Here is a 25,187-nt window from a genome sequence, read left to right on the forward strand (position 1 = left end):
ACACCCACAAGTCATTGCATCGGACCCTACTTGACCACTGCCCCTTCTTCCATTTAATAATAGAACAACAATTTTAATTCAAATATGAGCGCTGCAATGACGCTCGTGGAGGGGTAGTGGCGCAGGAGATCAAGCAGGCCTTGTCCGGGCAGCGAATCGATCGGCGGCAGCTGATCGGGGCGGGACTGTTGCTGGCGCTGGGCGTCGGTACGCCGATCGAGCTGTGGCGGCGCCATGCCCAAGGCGAAAGCGGTAGCGCCGATGCCGGGCAGCGGATGCTGGCCGAGCGGCTAAGCGATTTGGTCGTGCCTGCCACTGACACCCCCGGCGCGCTGGCGGCCAAGGTGCCGGACTGGCTACTGCTGGCGCTCAGCCATGGGCAGGCGGGCACGGCAGCGCAGCCGACTGGCCCATTCGCGACCGTCCGTGCCGTCGCGGCCGCCGCGCCGATGGGGTTTGCCTGGCTCGACGCTGTCGGTCGTCAGTTGAACGCCATGGCGAAGGGGGATTTCGTCAGCCTCCCCGCAAAGGCCCAGCACGACCTTCTGGCGGCGCTTGATGCAGAGGCGTTCAAGCCCGGCAATGACGCGCACCCCTGGCACAAGATCAAGGATCTCATCCTGACCGGCTATTATACGTCCGAAATCGGCGGTTCGCAGGAACTGCACTATGAACTGGTGCCGGGCCGATGGGAGCCGGACATTCCGATCGGTCCGCAGACCCGCGCCTTCTCAAGCGACTGGACCGCGGTGGACTTCGGATGAGCGCGACCTTCGATGCGATCGTCGTCGGCTCCGGCATCACCGGGGGCTGGGCGGCCAAGGAACTGACGCAGGCGGGCCTGAAAGTGCTGCTGGTCGAACGCGGTCCTAATGAGCCGCATGGCGAATATCCTACCGAAATGAAGGCGCCGTGGGACATGCCGTTTCGCGGCATGGGCGATGCTGAGGAATATCTCAGATCCTACCCGGTCCAGTCGGGCAATCGGCATTTCAACGAATATACCCAGCATCATTTCGTCCGTGACGACATCAATCCCTATACTGTGGGCAAAGGGCAGGCGTTCAACTGGTGGCGAGGCTATCAACTGGGCGGGCGGTCATTGACCTGGGGACGGCAATGCTATCGCTGGTCCGACTATGATTTCGGCGCGAACAAGGCCGACGGCCATGGCAGCGACTGGCCGATCCGTTATGCCGATCTGGCTCCCTGGTATGACAAGGTTGAGGATTTCGTCGGCGTGTCCGGATCGGCCGAGGGGCTGGCATCCCTGCCCGATGGTCATTTCCAGCCGCCGATGGCGCTGAATGTCGTGGAGCAGCATGTGCGCGGCGTGATCGGCCAGCACTGGCCCGACCGTTGCCTGACCGTGGGGCGCACCGCCAATCTGACGCAGGAGAAGGAGGGGCGGGCCAAGTGCCAGTATCGCTCCATCTGCGCGCGCGGGTGCAGCTATGGCGCCTATTTCTCGACCCAGAGTTCGACGTTGCCCGCCGCGCAGGCCACCGGCAATCTGACGCTGGTGACGGACAGCATCGTGGACCAGGTCGAAATAGATCCGGTCACGAAAAAGGCGACCGGCGTGCTGATCCTGAACACCGCCACCGGCAAGACGATGCGGGCCACAGGGCGGATGATCTTCCTCAACGCCAGCGCCTTCAATAGCGTGCACATCCTGCTGCGCTCGCGGTCGGAACTCTTCCCCAATGGCCTCGCCAACAGCAGCGGGGCGCTGGGGACGCATATCATGGATCATGCCTCCACCCTGTCGGGCATGGCGCTGATGCACGGGTTCGAGGATCGGACCACTTATGGCAACCGGCCGACTGGCATCGTTATCCCGCGCTTCCGCAATCTCGACAAGGCGGATGGTCAGGGCTTCACGCGCGGCTACAGCTATCAGGGCGGCGCGCTGCAATCGACCTGGACGCAGGGCAAGCGGATGCCCGGCATCGGCGCGGAGATGAAGGAGACTCTCCACAAGGTCGGGCCGTGGAAGATGGTGCTTGTCACCTATGCCGAAAGCCTGCCGCGCGCATCCAACCGGCTGACGCTCGATCCGGTCAAGACCGACGCGCATGGCATGGCCGCGCTGCACATCGCCTTCGACCATGGCGCCAATGAGCGCGCCGCACTGGCGGACGCCCGGACGGAGGCCAAGGCGATGCTGGAGGCGGCAGGTGGTACGTACCTGTTCGGCTTCGACCAGCCGGGCGCGGGTGGCTCCTCCATTCACGAAATGGGCGGCGCACGCATGGGCAATGATCCGGCGACATCGGTGCTGGACAAATGGAATCGCGCGCATGACGTGCCCAATCTGTTCGTCACGGACGGCGCGGCCATGGCCTCGTCAGCATGCCAGAACCCCTCGCTCACCTATATGGCGCTGACCGCGCGGGCGTGCGACGCGGCGGTGACGATGCTGAAGGAAGGCTGGCTTTGACGGCCGTGGTCGCGGATGCGGCGCAATCGGCCGCATCCCTCAGCCCCGGCCAGCGCCGCGCAGCGCTGGGCACGCTGATCATCGCCTTCGTCGTCGATGTGCTGGACGGTACGATCGTCAATGTCGCCGTCCCGGCGATCCGCAGCGATCTGCATGCCAGCGCGCTGGCGGTGCAGTGGATCGTGGCGGGCTATGCGCTCGCTTTCGGCATGCTCCTCATCAGCGGCGGTCGACTGGGTGATCTCTACGGCTATCGCCGCCTGTTCCTGACCGGGATCATCGGCTTTTCGCTCAGTTCCGTCGCCTGCGGTCTGGCCGATGATGCGCTGCATCTGGTGCTGGCGCGGATCGCGCAGGGGGCCACGGCCGCGCTGATGGCACCGCAGGTACTGGCGCTGATCCAGTTGCTCTATGGCCCGTCCGAACGGGTGGGTGTGCTGGGCATGTTCGGCCTGTTGGGTGGCGTGTCCGCCATTCTTGGCCCGATCGTCGGCGGCGCGCTGATCGACGCGAATGTCGCTGGCCTTGGCTGGCGCCCGATTTTCTTCATCAACGCCCCATTGGGTGTGGCCGGGGTGATCGCGGCGCTGAAATTTCTGCCCGTGGGCCGATCCGCGCATCCGTTGCGGATGGACTGGACCGGCAACGCATTGGTCATCGCGACCCTTTTCGCGCTGATCTTTCCGCTGGCGATCGGGCGCGATCTGGGCTGGCCGCTCTGGTGCGTGGCGCTGCTGGTCGCGACCGTGCCGCTCCTATGGACGACGCTGCGCTATCTCAAGGCGCGCACCGCCCGTGATGGTTCGGCGCTGCTTGATCCCGCGCTGTTCCGACAGCCCAGCTTCGGGCTGGGTGTGATCGCTTCGTTGATCTTTGCCACCGCAACCTCCGGCCTGCTGCTGACCATGATGCTGGTATTGCAGATAGGCCTTGGCATGGACCCGCTCACCGCCGGCGTCGCGCATATTCCCTTTGCGATCGGCGCCGGGCTGGGGGTCGGCTTCATCGGACGCGGATTGGTGCCGAAGCTCGGGCGCAATGTGCTGGTGCTGGGTGCGGCCTGCATGATCGTAGGGATCGTCGCGCTGGTGCCGGTATTCGGCGCTGGCGGTCCTGTCATCCCGCTGGCGCTGGCGCTGTTGATGGCGGGCCTTGGCATGGGGATGCTGGCCGGGCCGCTGACCCCGATCGCGCTGGCGCGAATCGACCGGGCGCATGCGGGCGCCGCTGGCGGTGTGCTGAAGGCGGTGCAGCAATTGGGCAGCGCGATCGGCGCGGCCGGCATTGGCGCCCTGTTCCTATGGCTTGCCAAGGGCGCGCAGGAGGCGGAGATTAGCCGTCAGGCCTTTACCGCGACGGCAGGGGCGATGGTGGCGTTGCTGCTGGTGGTCGCCCTGTTGGCGCGGATGTTGCCGGCACGGTTGTTCGACGCTTGACAGGCGCCTTGATCGCCGTCAAAAAAAGAATCATTATTCTAATAATAGATTCAATGTGAGTGGAGGGTAGATGTCGCGGCTGGTTTCCTTCTTTCGGCGACTGACGCTGGTGCCGCAGGGCATCACGATCGTCACCGCCGCCTTCCTGCCGATCTTTGCGATCGTGTCGATGTTCCCGGCCGTGCCCGCCATCATCGACCATTTCGCGGCGGACCCCGATGCGCGCTGGAAAGTGCCGATGATGGTGTCGGCGCCCGGCCTTACCATCGCCCTGATCGCGCCCTTTGCCGGCTGGTTCGTGGACAGGATCGGGCGACGACCGCTGCTGATCGGTGCAACTCTGCTCTATGGCATTTTCGGCACGGCGCCCTTCTTTCTCGACAGCCTGAATGCGGTCTTCGCCTCGCGCCTGTTGCTGGGCGTGGCGGAGGCTGCGATCCTGACCATCGTCAACACGCTGATCGGTGATTATTGGGAGGATGAAGGCCGTCGCGACTGGCTGATGCTGCAAGGCGTGGCCGGACCGTTCCTGGCCAGCGGCGTGATCGCCCTGTCCGGCCCTGCCACGGCGATCCGCTGGAACGGTATCTTCCTCGTCTACCTCATCGCCTTCCCGATCTTCTTCGCGATGATGGCCTGGTTGTTCGAACCCAAGCGCGAGGGACATGCGGTCGCACAGGTCGCCGATACCCCGCGTGCGACGACGCCCTTCCCATGGCGCGCGGTGGCGCAGCTCGGTTTTGTGACGCTGTGCGCATCGGCCCTCTATTATGTGTTCATCATCAATGGTGGTCTGGCCTTTGCCGAGGTCGGCGTGACGAGTCCGGCAGCGCTCAGCGCGATGACGGCGCTGCCGACGCTGGCGGTGATTCTCGGTGCGCTGGTCTTCCGCATGCTGGGCGGCCGTCCCAATGGCGTACAACTGGGCGCCTTCTTCTTCATGCTCGGCGCCGGGCTGTTTTTCATCGGGTTCGCTCCGACAGCGCACTGGATGCTGATCGCGCTGGTGGTGCAGCAGACCGGTGCGGGCATGGCGGTGCCGGCGCTCATCGCCTGGGCGCAGACCAAGCTGCCCTTCGAACATCGCGGGCGTGGCATGGGCGTGTGGACTGCCTGCTTCTTCTTCGGACAATTCTCCTCGCCATGGCTGGTGCACAAGCTGAATGACGTGATGGGCACGATGAAGGGAGCCTTCATGGCGGCAGGCATTGCCGGGCTGGTGCTCGCAGTTGTCATCTTCCTGTTCCTCGATCGCTCGGCCCGTGGCGCAACGGGCAAGCTGGAGACGGCGTGATGAAGGCGCTGATCATCGGTGGCGGCATTGGCGGCCTTTCGGCGGCAATCGCGCTCAGCCGGGCCGGCCATGCCGTCACTGTCATTGAACGTGATCCCAACTGGTCGGTCTATGGCGTGGGCATCATCCAGCAGGCTAATGTCGTGCGGGCGATGGAGCAGTTGGGCGTGCTCGACGCTTTCCTCGATGCGGCTTGCGGCTTTGACGCGGTGGAAATCTATATTCCCAGCGGCGACCGGGTGGCGCGGGTGACGTCCCCCAGTCTTGTGCCGGGCAAGCCCGCCAATGTCGGCATCGGCCGCCGCGCGCTGCAGAAGGTGCTGGGCGAAAGCGCGCAAGCGCTGGGCGCGCAGATTCGCCTTGGTCTGACCGTCGAGGCGCTGGAGGATGATGGCGCGGGCGTGGACGTCCGCTTCTCCGACGGCAGCGCGGATCGCTACGATGTCGTCGTCGGTGCGGACGGTGTCTATTCGCAGACCCGCCAGATGATCCTGCCCGAAGCGGAAAAGCCCGAATTTACCGGGCAGGGCGTATGGCGTTATAATTTCCCGCGTCCCGCCGGTCTGGATGCGCTCCATGTCTATAACGGCCCGATCGGCGTCGGGCTGGTGCCGATGAGCGCGGAGCAGATCTATCTCTTCGCCACCAGCGCGGAGCCGGGCAACCCCCATTATGCCCGCGCCGATCTGGCCGCCACCATGCGCGCCAAGCTGGCCAACACCGCGCCGCAAATTCAGGCGTTCGCCGCCCAGATCAGCGACAATGACGGCGTCGTCTATCGCCCGCTCGAAGCGATGATGGTGCATGGCCCCTGGTCGAAGGGGCGGGTCGTGCTGCTGGGCGATGCCGTCCACGCGACCACCCCGCATCTGGGACAGGGCGCGGGCATGGCGATCGAGGATGCGATCGTGCTGGCCGATGAACTGGGCAAGGGCGAAACGCCGGAAGCCGCCTTCGCCGCCTATCGCGACCGTCGGTACGAACGCTGCCGCTATATTGTCGAACAGTCGCTGGCGATCTGCCACGGCCAGATCGGCAAGGGGCCGCAGGTCGATAATCACAAGGCCACCGCAGAGATGTTCGCGGTCGTCTCCCAACCCATCTGACAATCAAGGATAGCAGCCATGAGCCGCGTCACCGAAATCCGTTATGTCGGCTATGCCGTCCCCGATCTGGAGGCCGAGCGTGCCTTCTATACCGACCAGTGGAAACTGGTCGAGGCCGGCGAGCAGGATGGCATGGTCCATTTCGCCGCCGACGGGGGCGAGGAAGGCTATGTCGTGCGCCTGCGCGCGGCGGAGGAAAAGCGCATCGACGTGATCGCGCTGGCCGCCGACAGCCGCGCCGATGTCGATGCATTGCACGACAAGGTCGCAGTAGCGGGCGGACGCATCATCTTCGCGCCGAAGGATCTGGCGACGCTGGGCGGCGGTTATGGCTTTCGCTTCTTCTCGCCCGAAGGCCTGACCTTCGAGATTTCGAGCGACGTCGCCCGCCGCGCGCCCCGCGATATGGTCCGCTGGGAAGGCGTGCCGCAGAAGATCAGCCATATCGTCCTGCACGCGCCCGATCATAAGGCGCTGGTGCAATGGTTCTGCGATGTGCTGGGCTTCAAGGTCAGCGACTGGCTGGGCGATTTTATGTGCTTCCTGCGCTGCAATGGCGCCCATCACCGCATCGCCATCCTGCCCGGACCGCCCTGCCTCAACCATGTCGCCTATGACATGCTGAGCGTCGACGACATGATGGTGGGCGTCAATCGCCTCAAGCAGAAGGGCACCGATATCCGCTGGGGTCCGGGCCGTCATACGGCGGGCAACAACACCTTCAGCTACTTCACCACGCCGGCGGGCTTCGCGGTCGAATATACGTCCGAACTGGAATATGTGGATTTCGAAAGCCATGAGGCGAAGGTCCATATTCCCGGACCCAAGGTGATGGACCAGTGGGGTATCGGTGTCGGCGGTCCGCAGACCATGCCCCATCCCGAGCCCGACAAGGGGCTGTTCCAGGCCGTCGAGGCGTGATCCGTGCGATCGCGCTGGGCGTCGCCGGGATGCTGCTGATGGCGGCGGTACCCCCCGGCGATACCGAAAGGAACCGCGCGATCATCGGCGATTTCGCGCGGATCTTCTATGCGGAAAAGGATGTGCGCCGAGCCTTCATGACCTATGTCGCGCCTGACTATATCCAGCATAACCCCGGCATTGCCGACGGCCGTGACGCGGCGATCGCCGCGTTGGAGCCGATGTTTTCCAAAGCCGGCGCCTCCTTCGATGTGAAGCGCATCATCGTCGATGGCGACTATGCCGTGATCCATCTGCACGGCCGGGCCGACCCGGCGTCTGCGGGGGGCGCAGTCGCCGACATTTATCGCCTCAAGGACGGACGCATCGTCGAGCATTGGGATGTGCTGCAACCCATGCCGACCACCGCTGCCAATCCGCATCCCATGTTCTGAAAGACCGAGTGTCCCATGGCCCTGTTCGAATATTTCCCCAATTACATCTGGAACCTGTCGGTCGCGATCGCGATGGAGAGCGGGGCGCAGCTCGGTGAGATCATCGACATGTGCCAGCCGATCAAGAATGCCGCCGCCAATGGTGCGGACGCCGGCACGCCGATGTTCATGAAGGCATGGGCGGCGATGGGCGATAAGCTGGTCGAACTCGCGGCAGAGGATGAGGCGAAAGGCCGCAACTTCTCCGCCTCCAACAAGCTGGAGCGCGCGTCGCTCTACCTGATCACCGCCGAACGCATGCAGGGCCATGGCGCACCGGGCCGAGAGGCGACCTATGCAAAGGCGCGCGACGCCTTCGATCGTTCGACTGCACTGGGCCGCATCAACCGCGAGCGGGTGGAAATCCCGCTGGAAACCGGCACCATGCCGGCGCTCTTTACCCGCGCGCCCGCTGGAGGGAAGAAGCCCGTCGTCGTCTTCTGCAATGGCCTCGATAGCTGCAAGGAGCTGCTCTACTGGACCCGCCTGCCCGCCGAACTGGCGCGACGCGGCATTTCGACTCTCTGCGTCGACCAGCCAGGCAGCGGCGAGGCGCTGCGTCTCCAGAATCTCCCCGTCGATCCGCATAGCGAAAGCTGGGCGAGCAAGGCGATCGACTGGCTGGAACAACAGCCCGAAGTGGACCCACGAGCGATCGGCATGACAGGCATTTCGCTGGGCGGCCATTTCGCCCCGCGCGCCGTCGCCTATGAACCGCGCTTCGCCAGCGGCGCGGTGTGGGGCGCCAACCATAATTGGCGCGAAGTGCAGGACAAGCGCATGGCGCGCGAGGGCGAGAATCCGGTCCCCCATTATTGGGCGCATGTCCACTGGGCCTTCGGCGCGAAGGATCAGGAGGATTTCCTCGCCAAATCGGAAGCCATGAACCTCAACGGCCATATGGATTCGATCAAGGTGCCCTTCCTCGTCACCCATGGCGCCAATGATCGCCAGATCAGCGTCGCCTATGCCGACGATCTCTACGATCAGCTCGTCAACTCACCGCGGCGCGAAAAAGTCATCTTCACCCCCCGCGAAGGTGGCGTGGAGCATGTCGGCGCCGACAATATGGCCTATGGTCGCGATCTGATTTCGGATTGGTTTGCCGAAACCCTCGGAGGAAAGACCGCATGACCCGCCGCTTCATCGACCTGTCGATCACGCTGGAGAATGACGTCGTCTCCGACCCGCCCTTCATGCGGCCCAAGATCACCTATGAGACGCATCAGGAAACGGTGAAGGAATTGCAGCATTTCTTCCCCGGCGTGACGGCGGAACAGACGCCGGGCGGTGAAGGCTTCGCGGCAGCGGAGTGGGTGACGCTGACCACGCATAATGGCACGCATCTCGACGCGCCCTATCATTTCTCCCCGACCATGGATGGCGGAGAACGGGCGATCACCATCGATGAGGTGCCGCTCGACTGGTGCTTTCGTCCCGGCGTGAAGCTGGACTTCCGGCATTTCCCCGACGGCTATGTCGTCACGGCCGCCGATGTGGAGGCGGAACTTGCGCGCATCGGCCATGACCTCCAGCCGCTCGACATCGTGCTGGTGAACACGGCGGCGGGCAAGGCGCTGGGGCGGCCCGATTTCGTCAATGTCGGCTGCGGCATGGGCTATGAGGCAACCATGTATCTCACGACGCGCGGCGTGCGCGTGACCGGCACCGACGCCTGGAGCTGGGACGCGCCGTTCAGCTACACGGCCGAAAAGGTGAAGGAAACCGGCGATACCTCGCTGATCTGGGAAGGGCATAAGGCGGGTCGCGACATCGGCTATTGCCATCTGGAAAAGCTGCACAATCTGGAAGCGCTGCCCGCCCACGGCTTCACCGTCAGTTGTTTCCCGCACAAGATCAAGGGCGCCTCGGCCGGCTGGACCCGCGCCGTTGCCATCATCGAAGAGTAAGCCCATGCGTCTCGCCACCTTGTCCAACGGAATGCCCGACGGAGAACTGGTTGTTGTGTCGCGCGATGCGCAGCGCTGCCTGCCCGCCGGCGGAACGCTGCAACAGGCGATCGAGCGTTGGCAGATTGCAGAACGGCAATTGCGCGGGCTTGAAAAGCTGCTGGAGCAGGGCGGTGGCGAACCGCTCGATCATGGCCGCCTGCTCGCGCCGCTGCCGCGCGCCTGGCAATGGCTCGACGGATCGGCCTTTCCGCAACATGGCGAACTGATGCAGAAGGCGTTCCATCTGCCGCCGATTGAGACGGATCGGCCATTAATGTATCAGGGCCTGTCTGATCGCTTCCTATCCGGCGCGCAGGATGTGCCCTTGCCCAGTGAAGCAGACGGCATCGATTTCGAGGGCGAGTTTGGCATCATCACCGATGCCGTGCCGATGGGTATACCGGCCGAGGCAGCGCTTGCCCATGTAAAGCTCGTGCTCCTCATCAACGACTGGTCGCTGCGCGCGATCGCGCCGGTTGAAATGAAAACCGGCTTCGGCTGGGTGCAGGCCAAGCCTGCCTGCGCTGTCGCGCCCTTTGCGATCACGCCGGACGAACTGGGCGATGCCTGGAAGGACGGTCGCGTCCATCTGCCTCTGGAAGTCCGCGTCAACGATCAATGGTTCGGTCATCCCCATGGCCGTGAGATGCAGTTCGGTTTTCACGACCTTATCGCCCATGCGGCGCGGACCCGCGATCTGGTCGCCGGGACGATCATCGGGTCGGGCACCGTCTCCAACGCCGACTATGCCAGCGTCGGCTCTTCCTGCCTGTCCGAGCGGCGGGCGATCGAGATGATCGCCGGCGGCAAACCGGAAACGCCTTTCCTGCATTTCGGTGACCGGGTGCGCATGGAAGTGGTCGGTGGTCCATTCGGTGTGATCGATCAGCAGGTGATTCAGGCCGCCTTGCGCTAAGCCTGCTACGCATAAGAGGATAGAGGAGGAGAGGATCATGCAGTCTCGACGCGATGCAATTTTGGTAGCGCTAACAGGAGGCGCTGCGGCGCTGACGGGATTGCCGGCGCAAGCCGTGTCGCCTTCGCGCGCGCAATGGCGGGCGGGTATGGAGGGGCAGCGCAGAGCCGACCTTGGCGACGGCACCTATCTCAATCCGATCCTGGCGGGCGACTATCCCGATCCGTCCATTCTGAAGGATGGCGATGATTACTACATGACGCACAGTAGTTTCGATGCGTCGCCGGGGTTGTTGATCTGGCACTCGCGCGATCTGGTGAACTGGACCCCGGTCGGCCCCGCACTGGAAAAGCCTTTGGGCACGGTCTTCGCCGTCGATCTCGTCAAGCATGACGGCCGCTATTATATCTACATTCCCTTCATGAAGGCGCCCTGGTCGAAGGGGCTGAAGGACTTCGCCAACATCTACGTCATCCATGCCGACAGCATGGCTGGACCGTGGAGCGAGCCAGTTGATCTCGGCATTGGTGGGCTGATCGATCCCGGTCATTTGGTCGGGGAAGATGGCGAACGTTATCTGTTCCTGTCCGGCGTCAACCGGGTGAAGCTGGCACGCGACGGCCTGTCGACGGTGGGGCCGGTCGAGAAAGTCTATGATGGCTGGCGTTATCCCGATGATTGGGTGACGGAGGCCTATGCACTGGAGGGGCCCAAGCTCATGCGGCGGGGGGACTGGTTCTACCTCATCAGTGCCGTCGGTGGCACCGGTGGGCCAGCGACCGGCCATATGGTGATCGCGGCGCGATCCCGATCCGTAAACGGGCCGTGGGAAAATTGCCCGCACAATCCGATCGTGCGGACGAAGAGCGACGGCGAACAATGGTGGTCGCGTGGCCATGCCACAGCGGTCGAGGGGCCGGGCGGGCGCTGGTATCTGGTCTATCACGGCTATGAAAATGGCTATCGGACGCTGGGTCGGCAGACGTTGCTGGAGCCGATCGAATGGACCAAGGATGGCTGGCCGCGTGCACTGGGCGGAGATCTGTCGCGACCCCTGCCGATGCCGGCGACGGGCGATGGCGCGCATGGCTTCGCCCGATCGGATGCCTTCGATTCGCCGGCCTTCGGGACGCGCTGGACCTTCTACAGCCCCGGTCCGGATGAAGCCGCGCGTGCGCAACTCGGCCAGGGCATGCTGACGCTGAAGGGCAAGGGGCGCGGACCGCAGGATTGCTCACCGCTGACGCAGATGGTGGGCGACCGCGCCTATGAGATTGGCGTGACGATGGCGTTGGAGGCTGATGTCGAGGGCGGCCTGCTGCTCTTCTTCAACGACCGGCTGTTCTTCGGCATGGGGCATGATGGGACGAAGATGACCACCTATCGCGGCGGGAAGGCAAGTTACTGGCCGGAACCCGCGCCGGCCACGCGCAAACTGCATCTGAAGATCGTCAACGATCATCATGTCCTGACCTTCCATTACAGTGTCGATGGCAAGGTCTGGACCCGCCATGGGGTCCGCAGCGAAACATCAGGCTGTCATGCCAACACGATGGATGATCTGGCGAGCTTGCGCCCCGCGCTGTTTGCGGCGGGGGCAGGTTCGGTGCGATTCAGCGATTTCCGCTATCGCGCGCTCGCTTGATACAAAGATGCCGCAGGCGCCGGGCGCCTGCGGCAGTCAGGGAGAGGAGAAGGGGCTCAGGCGACCGGCAGGTCGATTCTGAGCGGCAGGTCGATGCTGGATGCGCCGATCGCGATGGGCACTGGGCCATTCGGCATCTGCCAGCCGGCATCCGTCCAGCGGCGCAGCGCGATGGGATCGATCATGATGGTGACGGTCGCCGTTTCACCGGCGCCGACGATCTGCTTGGCGAAGCCGGCCAGCGCCCCATCCTCAATGCAATAGACCTGCGCGACAAAGGCGCTGGCACTAGCCGCATCGTTGCGCACCTGCACCGCAACGGTGAACGGGGCGATGGCCTGCGCATCAACCACGGTGAAGGCACCATAGCCTGTCCCCGCGCCGAAGGCATGGGCTGGCCGCGCAGTAAAGCCGCGATAGCCGATCTTTGTGCCTTCCGCATAAGGCAGGCGGCCATCGGCATCGGGGATCGCCCCAAATACCGGATAGTCCGCCTCGTCCGCCGCAAAGCTGACCGGCAGGCGGCCCGAAGGCTCTCGGTCGCCCGCCAGCACGGAGGCCAGCGCCGGCCCGAATTCCTCGCCCGGATACCAGACGATCATCAGCGCGGCGGCATCAGCGGCAAAGCCGGTATCGATCGCATGGGCGACATTGGCGACGATCGCGGTCTGCTTATTGGCGGCGCAGACCCGCCGCGCCAGTGCGATCTGGTCGGGCGACAGGAAGGTCGTGTCGCGATCCTTGCTTTCCACGCCGGAGTCGGACGTTTCGCCCAGCACCAGCACCACCGCATCGGCACCTCGCGCGGCCGCCTCGGCTCGCGCCAGCAGCGTTTCGGGATCGCCCGGCGTCGCCACGCCATACCACAGGCCCTGTGCCCGCGCCGGCTCGAACCGCAATTCCGCCTCGATCAGATAGGTGCGCCCCGCCTCCAGCGGCAGCACGACATGATCGCTGTCGCCGCCCTTCAGCACACCCATGATGTCGCCCGGCGCGATCGATCGGCTGTCGCTATAGACTGCCTCGCCATCGACAAGCAGTGTGACCGATCCGGTGCCGCCGATATGCAGGCGATAGTCGCCATCAACCGGCGCGGTAAAGAAGCCCGCCGCCCGCACCCCGCCGGGGCGGTCGAAGGCGTCCATGCCCGGCATCCCCGCGAACCAGGTCAGGCTGTTGGTGTCGCGCGTTTCCTGAAACAGCGGCGCATCCGAAAAATCATGCCCGCCAAAGAAGGACACGGTCATGCCGCGCGTGCAGCCATCGCCGATATCCTGCGCCGTGGTTGCTGTCATGGCAGGGAGGCGCGGGGACGGATCGGTGCCCGGCTCGAAGCTGATTTCCGCGTCCGCGCCATATCGCGCCCGCAGTGCATCGACTAGCCCGATGGCGTCCGGCCGCAACGCGATCTTTGCAAAGGTGCCACCCTGAAAACAGGGTGCGGCGGCATTGGGACCGATCAGCGCGATCCGCTTGTGCCGCCCCGGCACCATCGGCAGCAGCGCATCGCGATTGTCCAGCAGCACGAAACTGGCGGCAGCGGCATCGGCCAATAGGGTGGCGCGATCGCCCGCCTCTTCACCGGCATCCCCGCCAGCCCAACGCCGCGCCGCACTAGCCACGCGGTCGGCGGCCGTCAGCAGGCGGGCTTCGTCCAGTTCGTCCGCGTCGACCGCGGCGCTCAGTTTCTGGCCATAGAAGCGCGCCGGACCGGGCATTTCCAGATCGAGGCCCGCGATCATCGCCGGCGCGGTGGATTTGGACCCGAACCAGTCGCTGACGGTAAAGCCCTGATAACCCCAATCGTCGCGCACCACGGTCGTCAGGACATGCGCCTGTTCCGCGCAATAGCTACCGTTGACCCGGTTATAGGCCGCCAGCAATCCTGCACAGCCCGCCTTCGCCGCCATTTCGAACGGCAGCAGATAGACTTCGCGCAAAGCCTTCTCATCGATCCGCGCGTCATAGCTGTCGCGCATCGTCTCGCTATCATTGCAGACCAGATGCTTGGCGACCGCGCCGACATGGCGGCTTTGCAGCCCCTCGATCCAGGCGACGCCCAGTGTCCCGGCGAGCAGCGGGTCTTCGCCGAACAGTTCGAAGGCGCGCCCGGCCAGCGGCGTGCGGACCAGATTGACGTTCGGCGCCAGGACCATGTCGACGCCCAGCCTTTTGGCCTCCCCGCCGACGATCGCGCCAACCTGACGCACCAGATCGGGATCGAAAGTCGCGCCCAGCGCCATGCCGCACGGCGTCAGCACCGACACGTCCCGTTCGTCCACCCGGCCGCTGGCAATGCCCATCGGTCCGTCGGCCATCTTGGCGGAAGGGATGCCGGGCAGCTCCGCGGTCGACCACATGTCGCGGCCCACGGTCAAAGCGATGGCGTCGTCTCTGGTCATGATTATCAGCCTCTCCTCCGTTCGTCCTGAGCCTGTCGAAGGACTTTTCTTCTCTTCAAAAGGGGAAAGGGCTTCGACAGGCTCAGCCCGAACGGATGTTGTAAAAATGCGGAACGGTTTATCGTTCCGCGAAACCCATCACCTGCCCGGCCAGCATCTTGAGCTGCCCGGCAATAGCCTCGTCTGCCAATGCGCCATCCGGGCCGAAGGGCTTCTGCTCGATACTGTTGATCGCCACGCCCATCGGCGTCGGCCATCCGCGCATCGCATGGGTGATGCCGCGCAGCGCCTGCAAGGTGACACCACCCGCCTGCCAGCCCGCAGCCGTGACGATCAGCCCCACGGCGCGCCCGTCGAAATAGGGCCGCGCATCGCCGCGCAGATCCTCCAGCAGGTCGATGGCATTCTTCACCAGCCCCGACACCCCGCCATGATAGCCGGGCGAAGCGATGATCAGGCCATCGGCCGCGCGCACCGCTTCCACCAGTGCGCACTCGCCCTCCGTCCGCTCCGGGCTTTCCGGCGCGAAATGGGGCAGGGCGGCTAGCGCCGCCCCACCGAACATCCGCGTCTCTGCGCCCTGCTCGCGGGCAAAGGCCAAAGCCGCTTCGGTCAGCCGCTCGCTCGACGATCCGGGCCGGTTGGTGCCGCCGATGCCGACGATCAATGTCATGCCGGCACGCCATTCAGCGCGGGCATCACCTTTTCGGACAGCAGTTGCAGCGTACGATTGCCCCAGTCCAGCCGCTGCTGTGTCAGGGGACCGGTGGTGGTGCCGCACAGGACATTGCCGATGCCCAGTTCCTGATAGGGCTTCAGATGCTCGATCACCGTTTCGGGCGATCCATAGAGGCACCAGGTGCCGATCCAGTCCTCGGTCAGCGCCAGCGGCGTCTTGTCGGTCTTCTGGTTGGCGGATTCGCGCTCGGCCTGATTGGCATAATATTGCTCGCGATCGACGGCTTCCTGATAGGCGGTCAGAATCTGCTCCAGTTCCTCGCGCGCCTGCTCATCCGTCTCGGCGATATGGACGCACTGATAGGTATGGGTTGTCCAGGACAGTGCATCAGCAACGACATCGTCCGCATGACCCGCCGCCAGCAGCGCGTCGCGATAGGCGGTGAAATATTTGGTAACATGGGTCAGCGGCTCGGTGCCGCCGATCTTGGGCGGGGTGAAGGCCGGGATGAAGGCAGGCCAGCCATGTTCGGCGGCGCGGCGCATGGACGTTTCCTTCATCGCCACCGGCATCAGCCGGGCATGGCCGGGCGAATAGGGCGCGGGGGCGATGCGTTGCAGCACCTCACCCTTGAACGGGCCATTGTCGATCTTGACCGGTGCGGACTCCATCGTCTTGGCCCACAGCTGCTCGGCGATCGCCAGATTGGCGTCGGACACGGCAGACGCTTCCTTATAATTGACGCCAAAGCCGATCATCTCTTCGGGCGTCGTGCCGGAGCCGATGCCGACCAGCAGCTTGCCCTGCGTCAGCTGATCCAGAATGTTGATGCGCTCGACGAAGCGGACTGGGTGATGCAGCGGCACCGACGTCACGGAGAAACCGAAATGCATCCGCTTCAGCTTCGCGGCCAGATAGGCGGCGAACATCATCGGGTCGGACGCGACGGGCATGTAACCGGTGAAATGATGGTCCGGCAGGAACACCGCGTCAAAGCCCAGCGCTTCCGCCTTCTCGCTATGGTCGATCAGGTCCAGGATCAGCTGGCGGTCCTGATCGGCGGCCGTCGTGCGGGCATTCAAGAAAACGGAAAAGCGCATGGCCCCCTCCTTATTTAAACTAGAATTATGATTCTGATAAATGGATATGCGGAAAGCGTCAAGCCCGCCTGACCGTATCAGGCGGCGACAGCGATGACCTTGCTGTCCTCGGCAAAGAGCGGGAAAGGCAGATAGGAAATCCGCAGCTTTTCCTTGAGCGCCAGCCTATGCTCGCCCTCGCTCAGGCCGGCGTCGCGCGCCACGCGGATGGTGGCGACGCTGCCGAATTCCCAGCGATCGTCATAGGCCGTTTCCATGGCGTCGAGCGTCCAACTCTTGCCGTCCTGCTCGAAGAAGACGGATGCGCGAGGTTGCGCCTCGCCGTCCAGCGTAACCGCCAGATCCTCGATCATCGACAGGCCGATGCCGCGATAATAGCCAAGCCGTGCATCAAAGGCGAAGCCGTCGTCGGTCGCGCGCAGGCTGTCTTCAAGAATGAGATATTTGTCGAACATCGAAACGTGCCTTTCGGGATAATGGGTCAGCGCGCAGGCGTGTTGAGTGTGATCCAGCGCAGCAGCAGGGCGGGCCAGCCCTCGGTCGGCGTGCCCGCCTTGCCCAGGCCGAAGCCATGGTCGCCGCTTTCGAACAGGTGAAATTCCACCGGCCGCTTCGCCCGTCGCCAACTGTCGATCAGGCCCAGTCCACCACGCGCCAGCAGGAAATCATCATTGGCGATCGCCACGAACATCGGGGGAGCGTCGGCCGGAACCGGACGTTCCGCCATATTCGGATAGATGGGCGCGATGAAATCGGGCCGCTCGCCGGCCGGCAGCGCCATCGCGGTGCTGAGCGTCAGGAAGCCGCCGGCGGAAAAGCCCATCATGCCGATGCTCCTGGGGTTCAGCCCATAGTCGGCGGCATGCGCGCGAACATAGCGGACGGCGGCGACGCCATCGGCCAGCGCTTCGGGCGGCGTGTCGCTTGGCGGGCCGAAACCGACCTGCTCGCCCTTGATCGCGCGCATCAATTTGTCGGCGAACTCCGGCTGTGAAGCCGGGGTCGGCATCACCCGATATTTCAGGACGAAGGCGGTGATCCCCTGATTGGCGAGCCAGCGGGCGACATCCCAGCCCTCCTTCTCGATCGCGAGGCCCAGAAAGCCGCCACCCGGCGCGACGATGACGGCGGTGCCGTTGCCGCGCCCGACCGGCCGCACCGGCGTCAGCGTTGGGCGAACGACATTGCGCACGGCGACCTGACCATTGTCCAGATGCCAAACCTCTTTGTCCGGGCCGGGCGTCGCTGTCGGCAAGGCGATCGCGCCGGGTTGCGCCGGCGTGGCGATTGCCTCCCGGCCGGGACCGGGGCCTTGCGCCATGGCAGGCAGGGGCAGCAGCGCCACCCCCAGCGTCAGCAGCAGGCGCAGTCTCACAGCGCCGGTTCCACGGCCTTGGCGGCCAGCGCCTCGAACATTGCATGCTGGCGGCGCACCTGTTCGCGGCTGTCGACCGGGCCGGCATCCTGCACCCAGCGATTGCCCTCATATTCGGACGACAGATAGCCGTCCCACCCACCGGCGATCAGTTCCGGGATCACTTCGTCATAGGCGATGGTCGGATCGGTGCAGTCGTCCGCCATGCCATAGAATTTCGCCTGGATATGGCGGAAATAGGGGATGAAGTCGCGAATGCGCTTCGGATTGGAATAGGGTGCGTGGCGCAGCGTTTCGGCCATGGCGATATCCGCCTTGTTGCCGCCCATCTTCACCGCCACTTCGAAGATCGTATATTCGCACATGATCTTCTGTTCATGCTGGTCGATGATGAACTGGGCGATCTCCGGCGTCGCGCCCTGCCGCAGGAAGCGGTCGCGGAATTCGGGCGGATAATGTTTCATGAAAATGCCCATGTCGGGCAGGATACCCAGATGCCGGGTGTTCAGCCGGTCGGCGACTTCGACCGTGCGCAAAATCCAGGCATGGTCCAGATGCCAGGGCGCATGCACCTCCACCCCCATATGCACGTCATATTGCTCGGCATAAGGGACGCAGCGTTCCAATATGTCGGGCCGCACGAACACCAGCACGCGCATATTCCTGATGCCGAGGCGATTGCACAGTTTCAGATCGCGGACGATCGATTCGACCTGTTCGTCATCGGTCATCTCGCGGTCCTTGCGCCGCTTGGTGTCCAGGAACATGTCGTAACAGGTCAGGGTCGTCCCATGGCGATCCATCATCGCCAGCCACTGATTCACGGTCGCATCGTCGATGTTCGGGAAGCCAGGCATATTCTGCTCGGGCAATATCTCGATGCCATTCGCGCCGATCGACGCGGCGAAGGCGACCACGTCCTCCACCGTCATCTGGCCGAGGAACAGTTCCTCCTGAAAACTATACAGGCTGACGCCGCGCTTGAACATGGGCTCCCCTCCATCCACTAATATTAGAATTATTATTCTTATATAATCTGGATCGGGAAGGTCAATCCTCTTTGACGCCGATCAAAGTGACGGGACCGATCAGGCCCGAAGGCCGTAGCGGCGCGTCCGCCGCATAGGTCGGGCCGGTGGTCAGGGTGACGGGTGTGGCGCCCGGCTGGGCATCGCCGATCAGCCGGTTGACCCACAGATTAGCGACCCGCACGGTCAGGCTATTGTTGCCTGCCTTTGCATAGGCAGTGATGTCCAGTTGATAGGGCGCCTTCCACGCCACGCCCGCGCGCTGGCCGTTGACGCGGACCTCCGCAACATCGGCGACGGTGCCCAAGTCGATCAGCAGGCGCCCCTGTTTGGGCGTCCATCCTCTGTGCAGGGTGAAGCTGCGGCTATAGCTGCCAATGCCGGAATAATAGCGGGTGGCTGGATCGCTGGCCTTCGACCAGTCGCCCAGCGGGACCGTGCGTTCGCCGATCGGCGCGCCGGGACGAGCGTCGAAGCTCAGCCGCCAGCCTCCATCCAGCGTCGCCAGCGTTCGGCGCTCCACGGGCGCGACTCGCATCGACTTTGCCGATGTCGGCTTGCGCAGAACGATGAACAGCGCCTCATCCTTGTCCAGATGGAGCGGAATGCGCGTGCCTTCTGCGTCCATGTCGTAACTGACCGCTTCCGTCCGCCCGCTGTCTGCGCGCCACAATTCCGGCGTTCGTCCGCTAACCCGCAGGTCGATCGTCCCGTCCACCGCCTTGTTCGACCGGTTGCTGACGAAATAGATGTCGTTTTCGCCGTCCTCGCGATGCAGCAGCGCCAGCGATCCCTCGCCGGACCAGCGCCAATCGGGCCGTACCGCCAACGCTGTGCCCAGATCGCTTTTGATCGGCCCGCTCCACAACCGGTCGATCAATGCCGCTACCGCTGCCGGATCGTCGGCCAGACTCGGCGATTCCGTCGGCCGCTGGCCCACGATCGTCGCCCCCGCCTGTGCCAGCGCGTCGATCCGGTGCAGCGTTGCCAAAGTCATCTTCGTGGCTGAGCCACCCAGATAGAGCAGGCGATAATTCTGCCCCTGCGGCGTCACCAGTCGCCCGCCCTTGACGCTCAGCCGGTTGGCCAGCGCATCGGCATTGACGAAATCATAGTCATGCCCCGCCGGCACATCGGCGACCGGAGTATCGCCATACAGGCCGGTAACCGGGCTTTCCTCGCCATAGAAATAGGCGATGTCGGCGACATGATGCCCCTGTTGCAACAGGAAGCTGGTGCGCGCCAGATAGCCGGTCCAGCCATCCGCCATCTCCGCCCATGTCTCGTTCCGGGTGAAATATTGGCCAAGGAAGGTTGCCAGCGCAAAGCCCGGCGCACGATCCGCAAAGGGCTGATGCGCGGAAGTGTGGATCAGCAACCGATTGACGCCCAGCGCAAATTCCAGATCGACCGTGGCCTTCAGGTCCGCCGGTGCATAGGCCCAGGGATGGCCGAAGGCGGTCAGCGATTCCGCCCCAACCGCTGCCTTGCCATAAAGATTGGCGACCGATGCCGCCCCCTTGATGTCGGCGACATAGGTCGGGTTCGGCGTCGCGCCCGGCTCCAGCGTCCACATCGCGCCCATCGGCACATCGGCATGCGCGCGCATGTTCAGGTCATCGCCTAGTTGCGGCCGATGATCCTCCAGCGCTTCGGCATAATAGGTCATGCCCGCCTTGTGCGCGGTGTCAGCCAGCGTGCCGTAATGGGCTTCGCTGTAAAGGTCCGCGATCGTCCTGCGCCAATCCCACAGGAAGGCGTCCGTCTTCGCCGCGTCGCCGATGACGATCCCGGTCAGTGCGGGCAGCCACGGCGAGGGGTCATAGCCGCGCCTCTTCGCAAACTGTTCCGGCAGATCCTCGGTCCAATTTTGTGGGCCGGATTCGATGCTGTCGCTCAGCATCGACTTTATGCCCTTCGCCCCGATCAGGTCATCGCCCACTGACTGGCGATAGAGGCTTAGAAAATGGTCGATATAGGCAGCGACCCGTGGCGCGGACAGCTTGTCCACCTCCAGCCCCGTGGCTTCTTTCGGCGCCGGACCATTGCGATGGCCGGTGAGCGACCAGCCCATGCGCAACACGCGCCAGCGCCCAGTCGGCGGCGTCCAGTCGATCGTGCCGCCCGGCCGCATCCTATCGGTCAGGTCGATCACCTTGCCCGGCGCGATCCCCCCGGCGTTCGGCGTCGCCGCCGCGTAATAGTCGGGCAGCGTCGCGAAGCCTGCCTTCTCCTCCGCTTGGCTCACCCGCGCCTCGGCATGCAGCGCAAATTCGGACAGCGCATAGCTGGCGGCAGGACCGGTGGGGAAGGGCGGCCGCAGCGCTCCGGGCGCATAGGTCAGCTTGTCCATGAAGCTTGGCTTTGGATCGGGTGCCAGGCTGAGGCGAAACCAGCGCGCGGTGACAGGCGCGAAACTCGCCGATCGCACCGGCGAAGCTGATGGCGGTAACTCCGCGATCGGGCGATAGTGCTCGCCATCGTCGCTCGCCTCCAACGTCGCGATCGGCGGAGCCGGGGTGCCGAATCCACGCGGGCCGGGCAAGCCGACCGCCACCGACCGGATCGTCTGCGGCCGGTCATAGGCATAGGCCACCCACGCCTTGCCCTGCTCCGCTGATAATGTGAGGGCAGGGCCATAATGGCCGTCCGCCAGCATCGACCCGTCCAGTTTCCCATTATTGGCGATCATCTGCGCTGGTATCGCATCGCGTGCTGCCGCCGGCACCGCGATCACCCGCGCATCGCGATAGAGTGCCGGCCCATCCGCTTCCCCCGGCTGGACCATCGTCAACGACACATCCTGATAGGGACCGGCCATGGCGGGCGGCATCGTCAGGGCGCCCGTAAAGCGCCGCCCGCCTTCCACCAGCGTCTCGCTCCAGACCAGCTTCTTCATCGCATCCTCGGGCCGGACCCATGGCCCGCCGGTCGCGCTCCAGCCGCCCGATGTTGCGATCCCCAATGGCAGGTCCAGCGCGGCGGCGGTGGCCACGCTATCCTTCAGCGCCTTGCGCCATGCTTCGCTCATATAGACGCGCCGCTGCGGCACGATGGTCGGCGTCCCCATGCCGGCCTCGAACAGATGGACGCCGCCGATGCCGATCCGCTGCATCCATTCCAGATCGCGCTTGGCCCCTTCCGATTCGACATTGCCGTTCATCCAGTGCCACCAGACATGCGGCCTGGCGCTGGCGGGCGGGACGCGGAATCCTTCGAGCAAAGGATCGGAACCGGCCCATGATGGCGCTGGAAGCGACAGGATCAATGCTGCCGAAAGCCGGTAAAAATGACGCAATTTCATCACCCTGTCCCTTTTTCGTCCGGTGCGTCCGGTTCTTGGAATATCAAAACTAGAATTTGGATATTGATTTTTATCAAATTGGGCAATAGCAGAAGGGCGTCGGGTCGTGCTGCACGCGGCCCGACGCTCAAGGATCAGCCCCGACAGACGGGGCGACAAAGCATATCGGGGAGGATCAGATGCGCACCGCCTTTTCCAAATTTCTGACGACGACTGCCGTCGCGACGCTGGCCTGCCTTGCGCAGAATGCCGCCGCTCAGGGCAGCGAAGCCGCGCCACAGCAGAGTGATAGCGCTGCCAACGGCGAACTGGGCGAGATCGTCGTGACCGCCAACCGCGTCGCCACCAGCGCGCAGAAGACTGCGACCGCGCTCACCGTCTATTCGGGTAACGACCTTGCCTCGGCCGGCGTCGCCAGCGTCCAGTCGCTGCAGACCATCGACCCCAGCGTCAACGTCACCAGCAGCACCGGCGCAGCCTATGTCGCGGTCCGCGGCATCGCCTCGACCGACGTCACCGAAATCGGCGACCCCTCGGTGCCGATCGCGCGCGACGGTTTCTTCACCAACCGCAGCTTCTCGATCGGCACGTCGATGTACGATCTGGAGCGCGTCGAAGTGTTGAAAGGCCCGCAGGGTACGTTGTTCGGTCGCAACTCAACTGGCGGCCTCATCAGCATCATCACCCAGAAGCCGACCAACGACCGCTCTGCCTATGGTTCGATCGAAGTTGGCAATTACGACACGGTCAATGTCGAAGCGGGCGTCAACCTGCCGGCCAGCGATACGCTGCAATTCCGCTTCTCCGGCATTTCCCGCCGGCGCGACGGCTATCGCGACATCACCGTCATCAACGCCGAGGGCGATGACGAAAAGACGCTGTCGGGCCGCGCTCAGGTTGCGTTTCAGCCGTTCGAAGGTTTTTCCGGCCTCATCAGTTACCAGCATGACGCGATCGACGCCGTGGGTGACCTTGCCTTGCAGTCGGAAATCTCGACCGTGCCGACGATCGCCGACGAAAAGCGCTTCCCTAATTATCAGCCGACCTTCACGAAGCTGAACGGCGACCGCATCCGCTGGGAATTCAGCTATGACGCGCTGCCCATGGGGCTGACGCTGACCTATGCCGGTGGATATGACAATCAGAAGTGGAGCCATGCGCTCGACGCTTCGTCGCTGGGCGGGTCGCTGGAGCGCCAGTTCCTCCAGAGCGAAAGCCCGGAAACCTGGAATCATGAAGTCCGCCTGTCGACGCCACAGGATGGCCGCTTCACGCTCCAGACCGGCTATTTCCATTTCGATGAAAAGAACACGATCGATAGCGGTCTGATGATCCGGTCCGGCGATTTCGCGAACCAATATCTCATCAAGTTCGATTACAAGGTAAAGACCCAGTCCGACGCCGTATTCGGCCACGCCACCTACAAGCTTAGTGATACGCTCAAGGCGTCGGCGGGTATGCGCTATACTTGGGACAAGAAGGATCGGGAGGGTCAGGCCGTACTGAATCTTCAGGTCGCCAGCGGAGGCTTCCTTCCGCCGATCATCGTCACCACGCCGGGCGATGGTTCGATCAGCCAGCACAAGCCGACCTATCATGTCGGCCTGGACTGGTCGCCGACCAACCAGAATCTCGTCTATGTGAAATATGATACCGGCTATAAATCGGGCGGCTTCAATTCCAATGGCAGCGCGCCTTCGGTCGACTATGCGCCGGAAAATCTCGACGCATTTGAAATCGGCACTAAAAACCGTTTCCTGAATAACCAGTTGCAGTTCAATGCCGCTGCCTTCTACCAGAAATATAAGGGCTATCAGGCGTCGCAGACGACGGCTGTGATCTCGTCGGGCAGCGGTACCTTCAATATCGGCAGCGCGACCATCTATGGTGCCGAAGCGCAGATCGTGGCGTTGCTGGGCGGCCTGCGCGCTGATCTCAATGGCACCTGGTTGCACGCCAACTTCGCTGACAGCATCGGCACAGTGCGGGACGGCGCGGGGGTTGAACGCGACATCAGCGGCAATCGCCTGCCCAATGCGCCGCGCCTGTCGCTGACCGGCGGTCTGGAATATGTCTTCCCGATCGGCGAGGGCACGCTCAAGCCGCGCATCGACGGCAAGTACAGTTCGGCCTTTTATTATAGCGTCTTCAACGACGCCGACACCAAGCAGGGCAGCTACGCCACCGGCAATATCTCGCTGACCTGGGTGCCGCGCGTGGATGGTCCGCTGGAACTGCAACTGTTCGTGCGTAACTTCACCGACGAGGCGGTCTACGCCAACGCAGCACGCAACTTCGTCGCTGGCGTGAACACCTATCAGTTCCAGGCACCCCGCACCTATGGCGGCCGCCTGGCCTTCCGCTTCTGATAAGGGGCATCGCGCCGTCGTTCTTCGGGATGACGGCGCGATGCGACTTGACAAGCAGGCCTGTGGTGGAGAGGGGTTGATATTGTGACAAAAGCGACATCAACCCTGCGCACCACGCCGCCCCGCGCGCCTCGCCAGCAGCGCAGCCAGGCCTCGTTCGAGCGGATGATCGCGGCGGCCGAGGAACTGCTTCGGGAGCGGGGCAATGACGATTTCACGCTTCAGGAAGTCGGCAAGCGCGGCAAGGTGTCGATCGGTTCCATCTATTGCCGGTTCGACAGCAAGGACGACCTGATCCGCGCCGTTCAGGCGCAGGTGCTGGAGGAGGTCAACGCCGACCAGTTGCGTGTACTTGCGGAGGCGGATGCTCAAGCGTCCACCTTGCGCGAACTGGTGCCGCTGCTGGTCAATGGCATCGCCAATGTGCTGCGCAAACATGCCGATCTGATGCGGCCGATGATGCTGCGCGCCACCACCGATCCGATCGTGTCGGCAGCGGGCAAGAAAAGCTATGCCGAGGTGGCGGAGCGGGTTCAGGCGATGATGCTCGCGCATCGCGAGGAGATCAGGCAGCCTGACCCGGAACGCGCGGTCCATTCCGCCTATCGCGTCATCTATGCCGCCATCGCCCGCTATCTGGGCTTTGGCTCTGCGACGACGGCTGGCTGGGAAGGCGACTGGGACGTGCTGACCGAGGATCTCGGCAAGATGTGCGCCGCCTTCCTCCTGTCGGGCGACTGACCC

General features: G+C 63.9%; 20 protein-coding genes. 13 read left to right on the forward strand and 7 right to left on the reverse strand.

The features are described from left to right. Nucleotides 1-116 precede the first annotated feature (116 nt). The 11 genes from ACNHGR_RS23330 (at nt 117) to ACNHGR_RS23380 (ending at nt 12,186) form a co-directional block, all read left to right on the forward strand. Nucleotides 117-764, forward strand: a complete 648-nt coding sequence (locus ACNHGR_RS23330; protein ID WP_475289317.1) for a gluconate 2-dehydrogenase subunit 3 family protein — start codon at nt 117-119, stop codon at nt 762-764. Then, a complete protein-coding gene (locus ACNHGR_RS23335; RefSeq protein ID WP_475289318.1) occupies nt 761-2,443 on the forward strand; it encodes a GMC oxidoreductase in 1,683 nt (560 codons plus the stop codon). Before ACNHGR_RS23330 ends, ACNHGR_RS23335 begins: the two co-directional genes overlap by 4 nt. 5 nt (nt 2,444-2,448) lie before the next feature. After that, a complete protein-coding gene (locus ACNHGR_RS23340) occupies nt 2,449-3,879 on the forward strand; it encodes an MFS transporter (protein ID WP_475289502.1) in 1,431 nt (476 codons plus the stop codon). Nucleotides 3,880-3,949: 70 nt separating this feature from the next. Beyond that, nucleotides 3,950-5,173 (forward strand): MFS transporter, encoded by a 1,224-nt coding sequence (locus ACNHGR_RS23345; RefSeq protein WP_475289319.1) that lies wholly within the window; start codon nt 3,950-3,952, stop codon nt 5,171-5,173. Beyond that, complete coding sequence (locus ACNHGR_RS23350; protein WP_475289321.1) at nt 5,173-6,279, forward strand: FAD-dependent oxidoreductase; 1,107 nt, start codon at nt 5,173-5,175, stop codon at nt 6,277-6,279. Before ACNHGR_RS23345 ends, ACNHGR_RS23350 begins: the two co-directional genes overlap by 1 nt. An 18-nt stretch (nt 6,280-6,297) precedes the next feature. Next, on the forward strand, nt 6,298-7,200 hold the full coding sequence (locus ACNHGR_RS23355; protein ID WP_475289322.1) for a VOC family protein: 903 nt from the start codon (nt 6,298-6,300) through the stop codon (nt 7,198-7,200). Further along, nucleotides 7,197-7,634 (forward strand): nuclear transport factor 2 family protein, encoded by a 438-nt coding sequence (locus tag ACNHGR_RS23360; protein WP_475289324.1) that lies wholly within the window; start codon nt 7,197-7,199, stop codon nt 7,632-7,634. The genes ACNHGR_RS23355 and ACNHGR_RS23360 overlap by 4 nt, the downstream gene beginning before the upstream one ends. Nucleotides 7,635-7,649: 15 nt before the next feature. Further along, a complete protein-coding gene (locus ACNHGR_RS23365) occupies nt 7,650-8,807 on the forward strand; it encodes an alpha/beta hydrolase family protein (protein ID WP_475289326.1) in 1,158 nt (385 codons plus the stop codon). Continuing rightward, on the forward strand, nt 8,804-9,583 hold the full coding sequence (locus ACNHGR_RS23370; RefSeq protein WP_475289327.1) for a cyclase family protein: 780 nt from the start codon (nt 8,804-8,806) through the stop codon (nt 9,581-9,583). The genes ACNHGR_RS23365 and ACNHGR_RS23370 overlap by 4 nt, the downstream gene beginning before the upstream one ends. Nucleotides 9,584-9,587: 4 nt before the next feature. After that, complete coding sequence (locus ACNHGR_RS23375) at nt 9,588-10,541, forward strand: fumarylacetoacetate hydrolase family protein (protein ID WP_475289329.1); 954 nt, start codon at nt 9,588-9,590, stop codon at nt 10,539-10,541. 37 nt (nt 10,542-10,578) lie between these two features. Then, entirely contained in the window at nt 10,579-12,186 is a 1,608-nt protein-coding gene (locus tag ACNHGR_RS23380; protein ID WP_475289331.1) for a family 43 glycosylhydrolase, read from the forward strand. Between the two features lie 56 nt (nt 12,187-12,242). Here the strand turns inward: ACNHGR_RS23380 and ACNHGR_RS23385 are convergent, their stop codons facing one another. The 7 genes from ACNHGR_RS23385 to ACNHGR_RS23415 all read right to left on the reverse strand — a co-directional run bounded on the left by ACNHGR_RS23385 (nt 12,243) and on the right by ACNHGR_RS23415 (nt 22,074). Continuing rightward, complete coding sequence (locus tag ACNHGR_RS23385) at nt 12,243-14,588, reverse strand: glycoside hydrolase family 3 protein (RefSeq protein ID WP_475289332.1); 2,346 nt, start codon at nt 14,586-14,588, stop codon at nt 12,243-12,245. 118 nt (nt 14,589-14,706) lie between these two features. Beyond that, entirely contained in the window at nt 14,707-15,261 is a 555-nt protein-coding gene (locus tag ACNHGR_RS23390; protein WP_475289334.1) for an NADPH-dependent FMN reductase, read from the reverse strand. Then, nucleotides 15,258-16,367 carry an LLM class flavin-dependent oxidoreductase gene (locus tag ACNHGR_RS23395; protein ID WP_475289335.1) on the reverse strand — a complete coding sequence of 370 codons (1,110 nt, stop codon included), beginning with the start codon at nt 16,365-16,367 and terminating at the stop codon, nt 15,258-15,260. Before ACNHGR_RS23395 ends, ACNHGR_RS23390 begins: the two co-directional genes overlap by 4 nt. A gap of 77 nt (nt 16,368-16,444) precedes the next feature. Beyond that, complete coding sequence (locus ACNHGR_RS23400) at nt 16,445-16,822, reverse strand: C-glycoside deglycosidase beta subunit domain-containing protein (protein WP_475289336.1); 378 nt, start codon at nt 16,820-16,822, stop codon at nt 16,445-16,447. 26 nt (nt 16,823-16,848) lie between these two features. Then, nucleotides 16,849-17,742, reverse strand: coding sequence for an alpha/beta hydrolase (locus ACNHGR_RS23405; RefSeq protein ID WP_475289338.1), 894 nt, complete (start codon nt 17,740-17,742; stop codon nt 16,849-16,851). Then, the gene (locus ACNHGR_RS23410; RefSeq protein ID WP_475289339.1) at nt 17,739-18,731 is read right to left on the reverse strand and encodes a sugar phosphate isomerase/epimerase family protein; all 993 of its coding nucleotides are present in this window, start codon (nt 18,729-18,731) and stop codon (nt 17,739-17,741) included. Before ACNHGR_RS23410 ends, ACNHGR_RS23405 begins: the two co-directional genes overlap by 4 nt. Nucleotides 18,732-18,792: 61 nt before the next feature. Continuing rightward, nucleotides 18,793-22,074, reverse strand: a complete 3,282-nt coding sequence (locus ACNHGR_RS23415; RefSeq protein ID WP_475289340.1) for a glycosyl hydrolase — start codon at nt 22,072-22,074, stop codon at nt 18,793-18,795. 179 nt (nt 22,075-22,253) lie between these two features. Here ACNHGR_RS23415 and ACNHGR_RS23420 point away from each other — a divergent pair, with 179 nt between their 5' ends. Both ACNHGR_RS23420 and ACNHGR_RS23425 read left to right on the forward strand, forming a co-directional pair. Then, nucleotides 22,254-24,443 (forward strand): TonB-dependent receptor, encoded by a 2,190-nt coding sequence (locus ACNHGR_RS23420; protein ID WP_475289342.1) that lies wholly within the window; start codon nt 22,254-22,256, stop codon nt 24,441-24,443. Between the two features lie 84 nt (nt 24,444-24,527). Next, on the forward strand, nt 24,528-25,184 hold the full coding sequence (locus tag ACNHGR_RS23425; protein WP_184274452.1) for a TetR/AcrR family transcriptional regulator: 657 nt from the start codon (nt 24,528-24,530) through the stop codon (nt 25,182-25,184). Nucleotides 25,185-25,187: the final 3 nt, after the last annotated feature.

The sequence above is a fragment of the Sphingobium sp. RS1 genome (assembly GCF_056156825.1).

Bases quoted from the DNA above. Each gene is read 5' to 3' on its own strand.
- ACNHGR_RS23415 (WP_475289340.1), bottom strand. From the start codon at position 22,074: ATGAAATTGCGTCATTTTTACCGGCTTTCGGCAGCATTGATCCTGTCG.
- ACNHGR_RS23400 (WP_475289336.1), bottom strand. From the start codon at position 16,822: ATGTTCGACAAATATCTCATTCTTGAAGACAGCCTGCGCGCGACCGAC.
- ACNHGR_RS23395 (WP_475289335.1), bottom strand. From the start codon at position 16,367: ATGCGCTTTTCCGTTTTCTTGAATGCCCGCACGACGGCCGCCGATCAG.
- ACNHGR_RS23345 (WP_475289319.1), top strand. From the start codon at position 3,950: ATGTCGCGGCTGGTTTCCTTCTTTCGGCGACTGACGCTGGTGCCGCAG.
- ACNHGR_RS23335 (WP_475289318.1), top strand. From the start codon at position 761: ATGAGCGCGACCTTCGATGCGATCGTCGTCGGCTCCGGCATCACCGGG.
- ACNHGR_RS23370 (WP_475289327.1), top strand. From the start codon at position 8,804: ATGACCCGCCGCTTCATCGACCTGTCGATCACGCTGGAGAATGACGTC.
- ACNHGR_RS23350 (WP_475289321.1), top strand. From the start codon at position 5,173: ATGAAGGCGCTGATCATCGGTGGCGGCATTGGCGGCCTTTCGGCGGCA.
- ACNHGR_RS23365 (WP_475289326.1), top strand. From the start codon at position 7,650: ATGGCCCTGTTCGAATATTTCCCCAATTACATCTGGAACCTGTCGGTC.
- ACNHGR_RS23385 (WP_475289332.1), bottom strand. From the start codon at position 14,588: ATGACCAGAGACGACGCCATCGCTTTGACCGTGGGCCGCGACATGTGG.
- ACNHGR_RS23420 (WP_475289342.1), top strand. From the start codon at position 22,254: ATGCGCACCGCCTTTTCCAAATTTCTGACGACGACTGCCGTCGCGACG.
- ACNHGR_RS23355 (WP_475289322.1), top strand. From the start codon at position 6,298: ATGAGCCGCGTCACCGAAATCCGTTATGTCGGCTATGCCGTCCCCGAT.
- ACNHGR_RS23380 (WP_475289331.1), top strand. From the start codon at position 10,579: ATGCAGTCTCGACGCGATGCAATTTTGGTAGCGCTAACAGGAGGCGCT.
- ACNHGR_RS23375 (WP_475289329.1), top strand. From the start codon at position 9,588: ATGCGTCTCGCCACCTTGTCCAACGGAATGCCCGACGGAGAACTGGTT.
- ACNHGR_RS23410 (WP_475289339.1), bottom strand. From the start codon at position 18,731: ATGTTCAAGCGCGGCGTCAGCCTGTATAGTTTTCAGGAGGAACTGTTC.
- ACNHGR_RS23390 (WP_475289334.1), bottom strand. From the start codon at position 15,261: ATGACATTGATCGTCGGCATCGGCGGCACCAACCGGCCCGGATCGTCG.